Below are 16,437 nucleotides of genomic sequence, written 5' to 3'. Positions count from 1 at the left end.
GCGGTCATAGCGTGGGGGAAACGCCCGGTTCCATTCCGAACCCGGAAGCTAAGGCCCACAGCGCCGATGGTACTGCAACCGGGAGGTTGTGGGAGAGTAGGTCGCCGCCGGACATTCTTTTGGGTTGAGGCCCCACACCTTCGGGTGTGGGGCTTCCCTGTGTTTGTGGGGGTTTTCCAGACTGCGGGTAGGGGGCTGCCTGGTTGGTGCCTGCCTGCCTGGTTGGGTGTGGGTGGGCTGGTCGTTCGACTGACCACAGGTGGCCGGCCACAGCTGCCCATCCCCGTTGCGCCGCGCCTGTCGAAGTAGGCTGTTCCCCGATGATCACGCACCTCGGCCCAGCCGAGGCCCGTGCGCCGTCCCACGGTCTCCAGGACCGGACGGCCCGAGAGAGAAAGGACCCCACCATGGCGGAGGACAGGTCGCGCCCGTCGCGTTCCGGCGGCGAGAACGGAGGGGACCGGCGCGGGGGATACCGCGGCGGTCGGCCCGGTCAGGGCGCGGCCCGCGCCGGTGGTGCCCGCTCCGGTGGGGCCCGAGACGGACGCCGTCAGTCCGGCCGCGGGCGGGACGACGCCCCCCGTGGCTACGGTCGGGGGGACGGCGGGCAGCGCCGTCGTCCGCAGGAGGGAGCCGAGCGCCGTGAGCGTCCGGCCCACAACCCGCGGGACCTGCGTGCCGCCAACCGGGTGGACCAGCAGCGCTCCCCGGACATCGACGCCGACGTCACCGGCAAGGAGCTCGACCGTGGCACGCTGAAGGAGATCGGCGGCCTCGACGAGCGTCAGGCCGGCTGGGTCGCCAAGCACCTGGTGATGGCCGGCCGCCTCCTCGACGAGGACCCGGCCCTGGCCTTCCAGCACGCCCTCGCCGCTTCCCGCAAGGGCGGGCGTCTCTCGCGCGTGCGCGAGGCCGTCGCCCTCACCGCCTATGCGGCGGGGGAGTACGGGGAGGCCCTGCGCGAATTCCGCACCTATCGTCGTATGACGGGCGACTCCACGCACATCGCCGCCCAGGTCGACAGCGAGCGTGCCCTCGGCCGCCTGGAGAAGGCCCTGCAGCTGGCCGCGGAGGTCGACACCGCCTCCCTCGACCGTGCCGCCCGGGTAGAGCTGGCCATGGTGGTCTCCGGGGTCCGTGAGGATCTGGGTGATCTTGCCGGGGCCCTCGAGGCATTGCGCATCCCGGAGCTGGACCGCCGCCGGGGCTACCCGTTCTCTCCACGCCTGTTCCAGCGGCAGGCAGACGTGCTCACCGCACTTGGCCGGGCCCAGGAGGCCGCCCAGTGGCGCCGCGCCGTCCAGGTCGCCGAGAAGGCCCTGGGCCTGGGCGGCTACGCCGACCCGGAGATCATGGACCTGCAGACCGAGGCCCCCGTCGAGGAGGACTCCCGCCCCCGGGGCGGGCGCGACACCGGCCGCTCGCGTCCGCGCACGGACGGGCCCGCGCGTCGTGAGGAGCGGGACGCCCGACCCGAGTCCGCCACGCCGACTGGGGCACCCGCCCAGGGGGAGGCCGTCTCTCAGCCCGAGCCCGCCGAGCACGCGGAGGGTGCCGACCAGGTGCCGGATGCCCCCGCCTCCACCGAGGACGCCACCTCCGCTGCAGCACCGACCGACGAGGTGGACCCCCGGCAGATGTCCCTGTTCGACGAGCCCTCGGACACCCCGGCTGGCGCTGAGGACGCCGAGACGGCCCCGGTCGCGGAGGAGGACCGCCCGTGACCGGCGCGCCCGCCCCGGCCCTCCTGCCGGACGGGCATGACGGCCTGCTGTGCGACCTCGACGGCGTCGTCTACGCCGGGGCCGGGGCGCTGCCCGGCGCCGTGGAGACCCTGGAGGCGCTGCGGCGGCGCGGGGTGCCGGTGGGGTTCGTCACGAACAACGCCTCCCGCTCCTCCCAGCAGGTCGCCGAGCACCTCGCCTCCCTGGGCCTGACCGTCCAAGCCGACCACGTGTTCGGCTCCGCCGAGGCCGGTGTCGACCTGCTCGAGGAGACCCTGCGCGAACAGGGCGGCGAGGGCCCTGCACGCGTGCTGGTGGTCGGCTCCGCGCACCTGCGGGCCGTCGTCGCTGGCCGGGGCCACACACTGGTGGACTCCGCAGCGGACCAGCCCGACGCCGTCGTGCAGGGTTTCGACCCGTCGCTGGGCTGGCAGGACCTCGCCCAGGCCGCCTACGCCGTGGAGGCCGGCGCGCTGTGGGTCGCCACCAACCTGGACCTGTCGATCCCGCGCGCCGAGGGTGTCGCCCCCGGCAACGGGGCCCTCGTGGAGGCCGTCGTCCACGCGACCGGCCGCCGCCCGATCGCCGCCGGCAAACCCGAGCCCCGGCTGTTCCGCACGGCCGCCGCTGCTCTGGGCCTGCAGAGGCCCCTCGTGGTGGGTGACCGGCTTGACACCGACATCCGCGGCGGCAACGCTGCCGGATTCGGCACCCTCCTGGTGCTCACCGGCATCGACACCCGCGACTCCGCGGCCCAGGCCCCCACGGCCGACCGTCCCACCCGTATCGCCGAGGACCTGCGTGCCCTCCTGCCCGAACATGCCTGAGCCGCTGCGCGCGGACCGTGCCCTGGCCCGGGCCGGACTGGCCCGCTCCCGCACCGAGGCCGCCGCGCTGATCCGCGGGGGCCGGGCCCTGGCGGACGGCGCACCCATCCGCCGGCCCTCCCAGCAGGTGTCCGCGCAGGCCCGCCTCAGCCTCACCGACGACGCACCGCGCTACGTCTCCCGGGCCGCCCACAAGCTCGTCAGCGCCCTCGAGGCCTTCCCCGTGGCCGTCGCCGGCCGCCGTGCCCTCGACGCCGGCGCCTCCACCGGCGGGTTCACCCAGGTCCTGCTCGAACGCGGTGCCGCCTCCGTGGCCGCCGTGGACGTCGGCCACGACCAGCTCGCCCCGGCCGTGCGGCACGACCGGCGGGTCCTGGTGCGGGAGGGTTTGAACGTGCGCGCCCTGACCCTCGAGGACATCGACGGCCCCGTGGACCTGGTGGTCTCGGACCTGTCCTTCATCTCGCTGCGCCTGGTCGTCGGGCCCCTCGCCGGGGTGTGCACGCCGGGTGCCGACCTGCTGCTGATGGTCAAGCCCCAGTTCGAGGTGGGCCGGGCCGCCCTGCCGCGCACCGGCGTCGTCACGGACCCGCACGCCCGCCGTGAGGCCGTGGCCGCCGTCGCCGCCGAGGCTGCCGCCCACGGCCTGACCGCCCGGGGGGTGGCCCGCTCCGGCCTGCCCGGTCAGGACGGCAACGTCGAGTTCTTCCTGCACCTGCGCGCCGACGGCGCTGCCGGCCCGGGACCCGTGGAAGCCCCGCCTGGCATGGACGAGGTGCTCTGGAGCTGACCCGCCCGTTACGGCGTCCGGCGGCCTGACTATCCTGGGCGAGACCTCACGGCGGACCGCCGTGCCCGCCCCCGCGGAAGGAACCATGCCTGCCACCCCCGCACGCCGCGTCCTGGTGCTCGCCCACACCGGGCGGCAGGACGCCGTCGTCGCCGCCCTCCAGTCCACCCGGCTCCTGGCCGAGGCAGGCCTGGACGTGGTCATGCCCGCCCAGGACGTCGAGGCCGTCCGCGCGGCCGCCGGGGACCCCACCGGGTTCCACCCCCTCACCCTCGGCCAGGACTGCGGCCTCGAGGAGGTGACGATCGGCCTCGTGCTCGGCGGAGACGGCTCCGTGCTGCGCGCCGCCGACTTCGTCCGCGGGCACGGCACCCCCCTGGTGGCCGTGAACCTCGGCCACGTCGGCTTCCTGGCCGAGTCCGAACGGACCGACCTGCACCGCACCGTGACCGCGATCGCGGAGGAGGCCTACGCGGTGGACGAGCGGCTGGCCCTGGACGTGGTAGTCAGCGTGGACGGCCGAGAAGTGGCCCGCACCTGGGCACTCAACGAGGCCTCGGTCGAGAAGTCCAACCGGGAACGGATGCTGGAGGTCGTCGCCTCCGTGGACGGCTCGCCCCTGACCTCCTTCGGCTGCGACGGGATCGTCATGGCCACCCCCACCGGCTCCACCGCCTACGCGTTCTCCGCCGGCGGCCCCGTGGTGTGGCCCGGCGTGGAGGCCCTGCTCATGGTGCCGATCAGCGCGCACGCCCTGTTCGCCCGCCCGCTCGTGGTGGGACCCGGCTCCACCATGGCCGTGGACGTGCTCACCCGCACCCAGGAACGGGGCGCCCTGTGGTGCGACGGCCGACGCACCGTGGACCTGCCTCCGGGCGCCCGAGTGGAGGTCTCTCGCTCAGCCGAGCCCGTCCGCCTGGCACGCCTGAGCCCCACCCCGTTCGCCGAACGCCTGGTCCGAAAGTTCCGGCTGCCCACCGAGGGCTGGCGGGCCCCGGCCCCCGTGGATGGGCACGGCCGCCCGGTGGTGGCCGCCGTCGAGACGGTGGAGCCCCGCCACGCCGCCCCGCGCCCCGGCGCCGTGGAACCGCTCACCGGGGTGCTGGACATCCTCGAGCGGCCGCACCCGCAGGGCCCGGCCCGAGCCCGCACGGACAAGGAGCGAGGAACATGATCGACTGGCTGCAGATCTCCGGGCTGGGGGTCATCGGCGAGGCCTCCGTGGACCTGGACCCAGGCTTCACGGTGGTCACCGGCGAGACCGGCGCGGGCAAGACCATGGTGGTCACCGCGCTCGGGCTGCTGCTGGGCGGACGGGCCGACGCCGGCGCGATCCGACGTGGCAGCCGCCGCGCCGCCGTGGACGCCGGCATCCGGGTGCCCACCGACCACCGCGCGGTGCACCTGGCCGAGGACGCCGGCGCCGTGGTGGACGAACCCGACGACCACGGCCGCGCTGAACTCGTGCTCAGCCGCACCGTGACCGCCGCCGGTGAGGGCACCCGCTCCCGGGCTGGCGTCGGCGGACGGGGAACACCTGTCGGTGTGCTCGCCGAGATCGGTGCGAGCCTCGTGACCGTCCACGGACAGAACGACCAGGTGCGCTTGCAGAGCCCAGCCGCGCAGCGCCGTGCCCTCGATGCCTTCGGCGGCGGCGAGCTCCAGGAAGCACTCGCCCGCTACCGCACCGACCACATCGCCTGGGCCGAGGCACGGCGCGAGCACGACATGCTCATCACCCAGCAGCAAGAACGCGCCCGCGAAGCCGAGGCCCTCCAGCGGGCCCTCGAGGAGATCGACGAGGCCGACCCCCAGCCGGGGGAGGACGAACAGCTGCGCTCCCTGATCCGTCGCCTCGAGGACGTCGAGGAGCTCCGGGCCGCCGCCGGCACCGCCCACGCCCACCTCACCGGGCCGGACGTCGAGTCCATGGAAGACCTTCCCGGGGCCGTGACCCTCGTGGAGTCCGCCCGCCACGCCGTGCTGGCCGCCCCCGGAGAGGACCCCGAGCTCGCCGACGCGGCCGCACGCCTGGCCGAGGCCGCCGTCGTGCTGGGGGACATCGCCGGGGACCTTGCCCGCTACACCGCCGACCTCGACACCGACGCCGCCTCCGACCTCGACGCCGCCCAGACGCGACTGGCCGAACTCACCCGACTCCAGCGCCTCTACGGGCCCGAACTTGAGGACGTGCTCGCCTGGGCCCGCACCCACCGGCCCCGGCTCGACGAGCTGCAAGGGGACACCGGACGCATCGAGGAGCTCGAGGCCGCCCTGGAACGGCTGGAAGCCTCCCGGCGGGACCACGCCCAGGCCCTCACCGGGCACCGCCGCCGGGCCGCCGAACGCCTCGAGGAGGCCGTCACCCACGAGCTGCACGCCCTGTTCATGCCGGACGCCTCCTTCCACGTCACCCTCACGCCCCTGCCCGAAGGCGAGCTCGGCCCCCACGGTGCCGAAGAGGTCGGCCTGGCCCTGCGCCCGCACGCCGGCGTGGAGCCCCGCCCCCTCGGACGGGGGGCCTCCGGCGGTGAGCTCTCGCGCGTCATGCTCGCCCTCGAGGTGGTCCTGGCCGATACAGACCCCGTGCCGACCTTCGTGTTCGACGAGGTCGACGCCGGCGTCGGCGGTGAGGCCGCCGTGCGGATCGGCGCACGACTGGCCCGCCTGGCCCGGCACGTGCAGGTCATCGCCGTCACCCACCTGCCGCAGGTCGCCGCCTACGCCGACCGCCACCTTCGGGTGGAGAAGAACTCGGACCCGGAGGCCGGGGTGACCACCTCGGACGTCGTCGCCCTGGACGAGGACGCCCGTGTGGAGGAGCTCGCCCGGATGCTCGCCGGCCACGGCGGCTCCGAAGCCGCCCGTACCCATGCCCGCGAGCTGCTCGCCGTCTCGGTCGAGGAGAGAGCGGCCACGGCAGCCCAGCGGTGATACGCTCGAACTCCGTGGCGAACCGCATCTCTCGATTCCAGACCGCCGGCACGGCAACCCGTCAGATCTTCGTGACGGGTGGCGTTGCCTCCTCCCTCGGGAAGGGCCTCACCGCCTCCTCCCTCGGCCACCTGCTCCGCGCTCGCGGGCTCCGGGTGGTGATGCAGAAGCTCGACCCCTACCTCAATGTGGACCCGGGCACCATGAACCCGTTCCAGCACGGCGAGGTGTTCGTGACCGAGGACGGCGCCGAGACCGACCTCGACATCGGACACTACGAGCGCTTCCTCGACGAGGACCTCGACGGCGTGAACAACGTCACCACCGGACAGGTGTACTCCACCGTGATCGCCCGCGAGCGGCGTGGCGAGTACCTCGGCGACACCGTTCAGGTCATCCCGCACATCACCGACGAGATCGGCCGGCGCATGCGCCTGCCGGCCCACCCGGAGGACGGCCAGCCTGCCCCGGACGTGATCATCACCGAGATCGGCGGGACCGTCGGGGACATCGAGTCCCAGCCCTTCCTCGAGGCCGCCCGGCAGGTCCGCCAGGACATCGGACGGGAGAACGCGTTCTTCCTGCATGTCTCGCTGGTGCCGTTCATCGGCCCTTCCCACGAGCTGAAGACCAAGCCCACCCAGCACTCCGTGGCCGCCCTGCGCTCGATCGGCATCCAGCCAGACGCGATCGTCATCCGCTCCGACCGCGAGGTCCCGCAGGAGGTGCGCGCCAAGATCGCCCGCATGTGCGACGTCGACCAGGACGCCGTGATCAACTGCGCCGACGCTCCCTCGATCTACGACATCCCGCGTGTGATCCACGCCCAGCGGCTTGATGCCTACGTGGTGCAGGCCCTCGGCCTGACCTTCACCGACGCCGACTGGAGCGCCTGGGACGCGGTGACCGAGGCCGTGCACCACCCCGAGCACGAGGTGGAGATCGCCCTCGTCGGCAAGTACATCGACCTGCCCGACGCCTACCTGTCTGTGACGGAGGCGCTGCGGGCCGGCGGGTTCGCACACCGGACCCGTGTGCGCCTGCGCTGGGTGGCCTCCGACGACTGCGAGACCCCCGCCGGTGCCGCCGAGGCCCTCGCCGGAGTGGACGCGATCTGCGTGCCCGGCGGGTTCGGGGTGCGCGGCGTGGACGGGAAGGTCGGCGCCCTGCGCCACGCCCGCGAGCACGGCCTCCCGGCCCTGGGCCTGTGCCTGGGCATGCAGTCGATGGTCATCGAGTACGCCCGCAACGTGCTCGGCTGGGCCGACGCCCACTCCACCGAGTTCGACCCGGACACCACGCACCCGGTGGTGGCCACCATGGCCGAGCAGGAGCACATCGTTGCCGGCGACGGCGACCTCGGCGGCACCATGCGCCTGGGCTCCTACCCGGCCAGCCTCGCCGCCGGCTCCGTGGCCGCCGCCGCCTACGGCACCACCGAGGTGACCGAGCGCCACCGCCACCGCTACGAGGTGAACAATGCCCACCGGGCCGCCCTCGAAGAGGCCGGCCTGGTGATCTCCGGCACCAGCCCCGACGGCTCCCTGGTGGAGTTCGTGGAGCTGCCCGCTGACGTCCACCCCTTCTACGTGGCCACGCAGGCCCACCCCGAGTTCAAGTCCCGGCCCACCGCCCCGCACCCGCTGTTCGCGGGCCTCGTGGGCGCCGCCCTGCAGCGGCGGACCGAGCAGGAGCCCGACCGTGGCTGAGATCGACCCGCGGGCCGGCCGGGCCCCGCTGCGAGACCTGTCTGCGCCCCGGGCCGTGACCAAGGCCAAGACCGTCTTCGAGGGGGCCGTGTGGGACGTGGCCCGGGAGTCCTTCCGCGTGGACGCAGGGGACGGCTCAGCTCCCGTGCTCAAGCGTGAGCTCCTGGTGCACCCCGGCGCCGTGGCCGTGCTCGCCCTGCGCACGGCCATGACCGGAGCCGGCCCGCAGGAGCAGGTGGCGCTGGTGCGCCAGTACCGGCACCCGGTGGGCATGGAGCTGTGGGAGATCCCCGCCGGGCTGCGGGACGTGGACGGAGAGGACCTCCAGCAGACCGCCGCCCGCGAGCTGCACGAGGAGGCGGACCTGACGGCGGGGGACTGGCACACCCTGGTGGACTTCTACACTTCCCCGGGTGGCTCCACCGAGGCGATCCGGGTGTTCCTGGCCCGGCAGGTCCGTGAGGTCCCCGCGCAGGAGCGGTTCACCCGCACCGACGAGGAGGCCGTGATGCCCCTGGTCTGGGTTCCGGTGGATGAGGTGCTCAGCGCCATCCTCGATGGCCGGGTGCACAATCCCTCGACCGTCGTGGCTGTGCTGGCCCTCCAGGCGCACCGGGCCCAGGGATGGCGTCGTCTGCGCCCGGCGGACGCCCCCTTCGTGCCGGACCGTCGCGCCGGCGCGTGAGCACGTCACCGGAGCCGGCCCCCGCGCTCGCGCATGCGGCGCGGCGCCATCTCGACCACCTCGCGGTGGAGCGGGGGCTGGCCGAGGCGACCCTGGCCGCCTACCGGCGGGACCTGCAGCGGTACCTGTCCTGGCTGTCCGCCTCCGGGATCACGGATCCGGCGCAGGTGGATCCCGGGCATGTGGCGGGTTTCCTCGCGGCCCTGGGTGCCGGCGACGACGGCGGCGCCCCCCTGACCCCGCGCTCGTCCGCACGAGTGCTCTCCGCAGTGCGCGGCATGCACCGCTTCTGGGCTCTGGAGGGGATGACCGGTGAGGATCCGGCCCGGGACGTGCGACCGCCCCGGCCCGGCTCCCGGCTGCCGAAGGCACTGCCGGTGGAGACCGTGGCCTCCCTGCTGGAGTCCACGCCCACGAACACACCGGCGGGCCTGCGAGACCGGGCTCTTCTGGAGTTCCTCTACGGCACCGGCGCCCGGGTGTCCGAGGCGGTCGGCCTGGACGTGGACGACGTCGTCGGCGTGGTGGGCGAGCGCGGCGGCGCAGACGCTTGGGGAAGGCCCGGGACGGAGTCGGGGCAGGAGACCACCCCGGTGGTGCGGCTGTTCGGCAAGGGGTCGAAGGAGCGGATCGTGCCGGTCGGCTCCTATGCGGCCCGTGCTCTGGAGGCCTACCTGGTGCGCGGGCGCGCGGTGTTGGCGGAGGCGGCGGCGCGGCGGACCCCGGCCCTGTTCCTGAACCTGCGCGGCGGCCGGCTCTCCCGGCAGTCCGCCTGGGCGATTCTGCAGCGCGCCGCCGAGCGGGCGGGGGTCACCGAGGAGGTGTCCCCGCACACCCTGCGGCACTCGTTCGCCACGCATCTGATGCAGGGAGGCGCCGACGTGCGCGTGGTGCAGGAGCTGCTCGGCCACGCCTCCGTCACCACCACCCAGGTGTACACGCGCGTCACCGCGGAGGCGCTGCGCGAGGTCTACGCGCAGGCGCATCCGCGGGCGCGGTGGTGAGGGCCGACGTCGTCCAGGATGCTCCGGGGGGCGAAAGGGGCCGGAATCCACGATGAATTCCGGCCCCTTTCGCCCCCGGAGCGCTTGGGTGGGGTGCCCCGATCAGGAGGCCGGCACCTCCCGCTGATCGGCGCCGTCATAGGACGAGAGCGGACGGATCAGGGCGTTGTCCGCCCGCTGCTCCATGATGTGCGCCGTCCAGCCGGTGATGCGCGAGGCGATGAAGATCGGCGTGAACATCTCCGTGTCGAAGCCCATCAGGTGGTAGGTCGGGCCCGTCGGGTAGTCGAGGTTCGGCTTGATCTGCTTGGCCTCGTCCATGGCCTGCTGCAGGCCGTCGTACAGGCCCACGATGTCCTGCCGGCCGAAGTGCTCGATCATCCGGTCCAGCGCCGCCTTCATGGTCGGCACGCGGGAGTCGCCGTTCTTGTACACGCGGTGCCCGAAGCCCATGACCTTCCGATTCCGGGCCAGAGCGTCCAGCAGCCAGTCGTGGGCGCGGGCGGCCGCCTCGTCATGGGACTCGTCCCTGCGGATGCCGATCTCCTCGAAGGTGTGCATCACGGCCTCGTTGGCCCCGCCGTGCAGGGGGCCCTTGAGCGCGCCGATCGCCCCGGTCACCGCCGAGTGCAGGTCCGCGAGGGTCGAGGTGATCACACGCGCCGTGAAGGTGGACGCGTTGAAGGAGTGCTCCGCGTACAGGATCATCGAGACCCGGAAGGCGTCGACCACCTCGGGGGAGGCCTCCTCGCCGAACGTCATCCAGAGGAAGTTCTCGGCGTAGTCGAGGTCGTCCCGGGGCTCCACGGGCTCCTGGCCGCGGCGGCGCCGCTGGTCGTAGGCGACCACGGCCGGGAACGCGGCGAACAGCTCCTTGGACTTCTCCAGCTCGGCCTCGGGGGAGGAATCCTCCGCCTTCGGGTGGTTCGCCCCGAGCACGGACACGGCCGTGCGCCCCACGTCCATCGGGTGGCAGTCGGTGGGCAGCAGATCGATCGCCTGGCGGACGCGCGGGTCCAGCGGCCGGTGGGCACGCTCGAATGCACGGAACTGCTCGAGCTCCTCGTCCGTGGGCAGCTCGCCGGTCCACAGCAGCAGGGCGACGGACTCGAACGGCAGGTGTGCGGCGAGGTCCTGCACCGGGTACCCGCGGTACAGCAGGGAGTTGGTCTCGGCGTTCACCTTGGACACCGCGGTGGTGTCCACGACGACGCCGGCCAGGCCCTTCTTGATGTCGGTCTCGGTCATGATGTCCCTCCTTCGAAGGGGGCGGCCCGCCCGCGGGGGGAGGGCCGCCGGGTGGGGGTCAGAGGTTCGCGTTGTTGGCGTCGATGTCGAGGGTGGGCACCTCGAAGTTGAAGATGCCGGTGTCGAAGCGGTTGTAGCCCTCGTAGTCCACGAGCTCGTACAGCCGCGCCCGGGTGAGCATCTGGCCCACCTGGGACTGTTGGGTGCCCTCGTCGCGGACCGCGTCGAGGACACGTTCGGCGGCGCCCATGGCCGATCGCAGCAGGGTCACCGGGTAGATGACCATCGCGACGCCGGCCTCGGCCAGCTGCTGCCGGGTGAACAGCTCGGACTTGCCGAACTCGGTCATGTTGGCCAGCACCGGCACCCCGAGGGGCTCCAGCTCACGGCAGACGGTCTCGAACTCGCCGAGGTCCTTGAGGGCCTCGGGGAAGATCGCATCCGCCCCGGCCTCCACGAGCGCCTTCATGCGGGCGATCGCGGCGTCCAGGCCCTCCACGGCTCGCAGGTCGGTGCGGGCCATGATCAGGAAGTTCGGGTCCCGGCGGGCGTCTGCGGCGGCGGCGATGCGCCGGGTGGCGGTGCCCAGGTCCACCATGTTCTTGCCGTCGAGGTGGCCGCAGCGCTTGGGGTTGAACTGGTCCTCGATGTGGCAGCCGGCCAGGCCGGCGTCCTCGAACTCCTGGACGGTCCGGGCCACGTTCATCGGCTCGCCGAAGCCGGTGTCCGCGTCGATGATGCACGGCAGGTCCGTGAGGCGGGCGATCTGCCCGCCGCGGGCGGCGACCTCGGTGAGTGTGGTGAGGCCGACGTCGGGCAGGCCCAGCTCGTTGGCCAGCACGGCCCCGGAGATGTACACCCCCGGGAAGCCCTTCTCCTGGATCAGCCGCGCGGTCAGCGGGGTGAACGCGCCAGGGAACTGCTGCGCGCCGCCCTGCTTGAGGGTTTCGCGCAGGTTGATGCGCTTCTGCGCGGCGGTTGTGGTGGAGTACAGCATCAGAACAGTCCCTTCGGGGCGTCGGCCAGGTCCTGCTCGGAGAGGAACGCGGGATCGGCCTGCACGTTGAGCTGGTCGAGCTCACCCGGGCCCAGCTCGGCCAGGCGCTGGACGGCGTCGAGGAAGCGGTCCTGCTCCTCGGGCGTCACGATGCCCTCGGCGAGCGTGCGGAACTTGGCGATGTACTGCTCGCGGGCGAACGGGCGGGCGCCGAGCGGGTGGGCGTCGGCCACGGCGATCTCGTCCGTGATGACCGTCCCGTCCGTCAGGGTGATCTCCACAGCCCCGCCGAAGGCCTTCTCCGTGAGGTCGTTGGAGTGGTACCGGCGGGTCCACTCCGGGTCCTCGACGGTGCTCACCCTGTGCCACAGGGCGACGGTGTCCTCACGGCCGGCCCGCTCGGGGGCGTAGGAGTCCACGTGGTGCCATGCGCCGTCCTGCAGGGCCACGGTGAAGATGTAGGGGATCGAGTGGTCGAGGGTCTCGCGGGAGGCCGTGGGGTCGTACTTCTGCGGGTCGTTCGCGCCGGAGCCGATCACGTAGTGCGTGTGGTGGGAGGTCCTGATGAGGACCTTCTCCACGTTGGCCGGGTCCGTGGCCTCGGGGTGCTCGGAGTGCAGCTTCCGGGCCAGGTCGATCCAGGCCTGCGCCTGGTACTCGGCGGAGTGCTCCTTGGTGTAGGTGTCCAGGATGCCGCGCTTGGCCTCGCCCTTCTCCGGCAGCGGCACCGTGTAGTGGGCGTCGGGTCCGTCGAGCATCCAGGCGATGACGCCGTCCTCGCCCTCGTAGATTGGCACGGGGGAGGTCTGGCCGCGCATGGCGCGGTCCACCGCCTCCACCGCCATCTTCCCGGCGAAGGCCGGGGCGTGGGCCTTCCATGTGGAGATCTCGCCCTTGCGGGACTGGCGGGTGGCCGTCGTCGTGTGCAGGCCCTGGCCGATGGCCTGGAAGATCGTCTCGGCGTCCAGACCGAGCAGGGTGCCGATGCCGGCGGAGGCTGACGGGCCGATGTGGGCGACGTGGTCGATCTTGTGCTTGTGCAGGCAGATGGACTTCACGAGGTCCACCTGGACCTCGTAGCCGGTGGCGATGCCGCGGATCAGGTCGCGGCCGGAGCGGCCGGTGTGCTGGGCCACGGCGAGGACCGGAGGGATGTTGTCGCCCGGGTGCGAGTACTCCTCGGCCAGGAACGTGTCGTGGTAGTCGAGTTCGCGCACCGCGACCCCGTTGGCCCAGGCCGCCCACTCGGGGGACACCTTGTGGTCCACGCCGAACACGGTGGCGCCCTCGCCGCCGCGGGAGACAGGGTGGGACAGCGCCTGCGCGCGGGCGGCGACGATGGGGCCGCGCTTGAGGGAGGCCACGGCCACGGAGGCGTTGTCGATGATCCGGTTGATGATCATCTCCTCGACCTCGGGCAGCACCTCGACCTCGTCGACGGCGACCTCGGCGATCTTCCAGGCCAGCTGCTCCTGGCGGGGGAGGTGGTCGGCGGAGGGGTGGACGCGGACGTCGTGGTTCTTCACGGGCGGTCTCCTTCGGGGGTGGTGAGCAGGGATGTGGAGTCCTCGGGGCGCGCATGGCGCGTGAGCCGGCGGAACGCGTGGTGCAGGTGCACCCGGGTGGTGGCCTCGGCGAGGTCGGCGGTGCCGGCGGCGACCGCCTCGGCGATGTCCGCGTGCTCGGCGGCCGAGGTGGCCATCCGGGCCGGGTCGCTCGCGCCGAGCCGCCGCAGCCGGGACAGGTGCAGGCGCAGGGGGCGCAGCGAGGACACCAGGTACGGGTTGCCGGCGGCCTCGTCCAGGGAGGCGTCCAGCTCGGCGGTCATGGCGTAGTACTCGGTGGGGTCGCCTCCGGCCTCCAGGTGGGGCACGACCTCCGTGAAGCGGGCCGCGAGGTCCGCGAAGGCCGCGGCGACGACGGGCGTGCAGCGCTGGGCCGCGCGTCGGGCCAGGAGGGACTCCAGGGCGATGCGCAGCTCGAAGAGGTGGTCGGCCTGCTCCAGGGTCAGGTCCGAGACGACGGCGCCGCGCCCGGTGCGCTGCTCCGCGAGGCCGTCCGCCACCAGGCGGGAGAGCGCCTCGCGGACCGGGGTGCGTGAGATCCCCAGACGCTCGGCCTGCTCGACCTCGCCCAGGGCCGCCCCGGGCGGCAGAGTCCAGTCCAGGATCTGCGACCGGAGGGCCCGGTACGCCTTCTCACTCGCTCGCATGGCCGGAGTGTATACAGATCTCCGTCGGCTGGGGAAGGGGCGTGCTGGCACGATCCGATCTTGACGGGCTTCGGTGCGATCTCACGCGATCGGCGGGGCGGTGAGGGGCGAAAAGGTGTATACACATCTCTTGTCCCGCGTGAGGCAGATCACTAACCTCGAGTCATGACAGCTCCTGACGCACCCCTGGCCCCCCGCCCCACCGGCGCCTGCACCGCGGTCCGCGACCGGGCGCTCTCCGACTCCGAGGCCTTCTGGCTCGAGGCCGCCGAGGCCATCGACTGGACCGTCCCGCCCACCCGTGCCCTCGACGACGCCGCCGCGCCTCTCTACCGCTGGTTCCCCGACGGCGTGCTCAACACCGCCCACAACTGCCTGGACCGGCACGTCGAGGCCGGCCGCGGCGACGCCGTCGCCCTCATCCACGACTCCGCCATGACCGGCCGGGTGACCCGCTACACCTATGCCGAGCTGCGCGACGAGGTGGCCGCGCTCGCAGGCGCCCTGGCCGCCCAGGGCGTGTGCAAGGGGGACCGGGTGCTCGTCTACCTGCCGATGATCCCGCAGGCCCCGATCGCCATGCTCGCGTGCGCCCGCATCGGCGCCGTGCACTCCGTGGTGTTCGGCGGCTTCGCCCCCCGCGAGCTGGCCTCCCGCATCGACGACGCGACCCCCGACGTCGTGCTCACCTGCACCGGAGGCATCGAGCCCACGCGGCGCATCGAGTACCTGCCTGCCGTCGCCGAGGCCCTCGAGACCGCCGAGCACCCGGTGCGGACCGTTCTGGTGCACCACCGCGATGGCTTCGAGAGCTCCCTCGAACAGGTCGCCGGACGCGGCGGGGCCGCGTGGAGGGACTGGGGTGAGGCCGTCGCGACCGCCGAGCCCGCCGACTGCGTGGACGTGGCCGCCACCGATCCCCTCTACATCCTCTACACCTCCGGCACCACGGGGAAGCCGAAGGGCGTGGTCCGGGACAACGGGGGCCACGCCGTCGCCCTGCGCTGGAGCATGGAGAACATCTACGACGTCGGCCCCGACCAGGTCATGTGCGCCGCCTCGGATGTGGGCTGGGTGGTGGGCCACTCGTACATCGTGTACGCGCCCCTGCTGGTCGGGGCGACCACGCTCATGTACGAGGGCAAGCCCGTGACCACCCCGGACGCGGGGGCATTCTGGCGGCTCATCCAGGACCACGGCGTGCGCTCGTTCTTCACGGCACCCACCGCCCTGCGCGCGATCCGCCGTGCCGACCCCGAGGGGGCGCTGCTGCAGGACTACGACCTCTCCTCCCTGGTGCACTTCTTCGCCGCCGGCGAGCGCCTGGACCCGGAGACCCAGCAGTGGGCCCAGGGCCTGCTGGGGATGCAGGTGATCGACCACTGGTGGCAGACAGAGACGGGCTGGGCGATCGCCGCGAACCCGGTGGGGCTCGAGGAGCTGCCCGTGAAGCTCGGCTCCGTGTCCCTGCCCTCGCCCGGCTTCGACCTCGTGGTGCTGGACGCGTTCGGGGAGCCGGTGGGTCCGGGGGTGGAAGGGAACATCGCGCTGCGGCTGCCGTTGCCGCCGGGCACCCTCACCACCCTCTGGAACGCAGACCAGCGGTATGTGGACTCCTACCTGTCCGCGTTCCCCGGCCACTACGCCACCGGGGACTCCGGGATCGTGGACGAGGATGGCTACGTATTCGTGCTCGGCCGCACGGACGACGTCATCAACGTCTCCGGCCACCGTCTGTCCACGGGGGTGCTCGAGGCCGCCCTGGCCTCCCACCCGGCCGTGGCCGAGTGCGCGGTGATCGGCGTCGCCGACCCGCTCAAGGGCCAGCGCCCCTCCGGGTACGTGGTGCTCAAGTCCGGTGTGCCCGAGCCGGCGCCCGGGTCCGAGGAGGAGGAGGCCCTGTTCGCGGCGTTCCGACTGCGGGTTCGCCAGGAGGTCGGGGCCGTGGCGGACTTCCGGGACGTCATGCTGGTGGAGGCGCTGCCGAAGACCCGCTCCGGCAAGATCCTGCGCAAGACCATGCGGCAGATCGTGGACGGTGAGGACTACGCGATCCCCTCGACCATCGAGGACCCGGCCCTGCTCGAGGATCTCGCCCGGGTGCTGCATCCCGAGGGCTGAGGGGGGGCTCTCTCTTCCCCCCCCCTGATGCTCCGGGGCCTGCTGCCCCGGGACCTGCTGCTCCGGGACCCACTGCACCCGTGCCTAGTGTTCCGCGGGGGAAAGGGGGCGGCAATCACCACCAAATAACGCCCCCTTAGCCCCCCGCGCCGGGGGGGGGGGGGGGCCCCGCGCCCCGGGGGCGGG

Annotated in this window: 13 protein-coding genes and 1 rRNA gene; 10 read left to right on the top strand and 4 right to left on the bottom strand. The window is 73.0% G+C overall.

The features are described from left to right. The 9 genes from rrf to SPI96_RS03370 all read left to right on the top strand — a co-directional run. Nucleotides 1-113 (top strand): 5S ribosomal RNA (rrf, locus tag SPI96_RS03410); the annotation flags it as partial. Between the two features lie 294 nt (nt 114-407). Then, the gene (locus SPI96_RS03405; RefSeq protein WP_321080964.1) at nt 408-1,724 is read left to right on the top strand and encodes a hypothetical protein; all 1,317 of its coding nucleotides are present in this window, start codon (nt 408-410) and stop codon (nt 1,722-1,724) included. Next, entirely contained in the window at nt 1,721-2,551 is an 831-nt protein-coding gene (locus SPI96_RS03400) for an HAD-IIA family hydrolase (protein WP_321080963.1), read from the top strand. The genes SPI96_RS03405 and SPI96_RS03400 overlap by 4 nt, the downstream gene beginning before the upstream one ends. Further along, the gene (locus SPI96_RS03395) at nt 2,544-3,341 is read left to right on the top strand and encodes a TlyA family RNA methyltransferase (RefSeq protein WP_321080962.1); all 798 of its coding nucleotides are present in this window, start codon (nt 2,544-2,546) and stop codon (nt 3,339-3,341) included. The genes SPI96_RS03400 and SPI96_RS03395 overlap by 8 nt, the downstream gene beginning before the upstream one ends. 85 nt (nt 3,342-3,426) lie before the next feature. Beyond that, nucleotides 3,427-4,515 (top strand): NAD kinase, encoded by a 1,089-nt coding sequence (locus SPI96_RS03390; protein WP_321080961.1) that lies wholly within the window; start codon nt 3,427-3,429, stop codon nt 4,513-4,515. Further along, the gene (gene recN / locus SPI96_RS03385; RefSeq protein ID WP_321080960.1) at nt 4,512-6,275 is read left to right on the top strand and encodes a DNA repair protein RecN; all 1,764 of its coding nucleotides are present in this window, start codon (nt 4,512-4,514) and stop codon (nt 6,273-6,275) included. The genes SPI96_RS03390 and recN overlap by 4 nt, the downstream gene beginning before the upstream one ends. Before the next feature lie 14 nt (nt 6,276-6,289). Then, the gene (locus SPI96_RS03380) at nt 6,290-7,984 is read left to right on the top strand and encodes a CTP synthase (RefSeq protein ID WP_321080959.1); all 1,695 of its coding nucleotides are present in this window, start codon (nt 6,290-6,292) and stop codon (nt 7,982-7,984) included. Continuing rightward, nucleotides 7,977-8,669 carry an NUDIX hydrolase gene (locus SPI96_RS03375; protein ID WP_321080958.1) on the top strand — a complete coding sequence of 231 codons (693 nt, stop codon included), beginning with the start codon at nt 7,977-7,979 and terminating at the stop codon, nt 8,667-8,669. Before SPI96_RS03380 ends, SPI96_RS03375 begins: the two co-directional genes overlap by 8 nt. Further along, on the top strand, nt 8,609-9,673 hold the full coding sequence (locus tag SPI96_RS03370) for a site-specific tyrosine recombinase XerD (protein ID WP_414601897.1): 1,065 nt from the start codon (nt 8,609-8,611) through the stop codon (nt 9,671-9,673). The genes SPI96_RS03375 and SPI96_RS03370 overlap by 61 nt, the downstream gene beginning before the upstream one ends. 102 nt (nt 9,674-9,775) lie before the next feature. On the opposite strand, the gene SPI96_RS03365 is transcribed toward SPI96_RS03370, so the two are convergent. From SPI96_RS03365 to SPI96_RS03350, 4 genes are read right to left on the bottom strand one after another with little or no spacing between them, the layout of a single operon-like run. After that, nucleotides 9,776-10,921: a bifunctional 2-methylcitrate synthase/citrate synthase gene (locus SPI96_RS03365; protein WP_321080956.1), complete on the bottom strand. Its 1,146-nt coding sequence runs from the start codon at nt 10,919-10,921 to the stop codon at nt 9,776-9,778. A 58-nt stretch (nt 10,922-10,979) separates the two neighbouring features. Then, nucleotides 10,980-11,918 (bottom strand): methylisocitrate lyase, encoded by a 939-nt coding sequence (gene prpB, locus SPI96_RS03360; protein ID WP_321080955.1) that lies wholly within the window; start codon nt 11,916-11,918, stop codon nt 10,980-10,982. Further along, complete coding sequence (locus SPI96_RS03355; RefSeq protein WP_321080954.1) at nt 11,918-13,444, bottom strand: MmgE/PrpD family protein; 1,527 nt, start codon at nt 13,442-13,444, stop codon at nt 11,918-11,920. The genes prpB and SPI96_RS03355 overlap by 1 nt, the downstream gene beginning before the upstream one ends. Beyond that, nucleotides 13,441-14,130 carry a GntR family transcriptional regulator gene (locus SPI96_RS03350; protein ID WP_321080953.1) on the bottom strand — a complete coding sequence of 230 codons (690 nt, stop codon included), beginning with the start codon at nt 14,128-14,130 and terminating at the stop codon, nt 13,441-13,443. Before SPI96_RS03350 ends, SPI96_RS03355 begins: the two co-directional genes overlap by 4 nt. 165 nt (nt 14,131-14,295) lie before the next feature. On the opposite strand from SPI96_RS03350, the gene SPI96_RS03345 reads away from it, so the two are divergent. After that, nucleotides 14,296-16,251: an AMP-binding protein gene (locus tag SPI96_RS03345; protein WP_321080952.1), complete on the top strand. Its 1,956-nt coding sequence runs from the start codon at nt 14,296-14,298 to the stop codon at nt 16,249-16,251. Nucleotides 16,252-16,437: the final 186 nt, after the last annotated feature.

Origin of the sequence: Micrococcus sp. (assembly GCF_034179925.1) — a bacterium.
GTDB lineage: Bacteria > Actinomycetota > Actinomycetes > Actinomycetales > Micrococcaceae > Micrococcus.
Note: the sequence above shows the minus strand (reverse complement) of the source record. Positions and strands in the feature narration are given on the sequence as shown.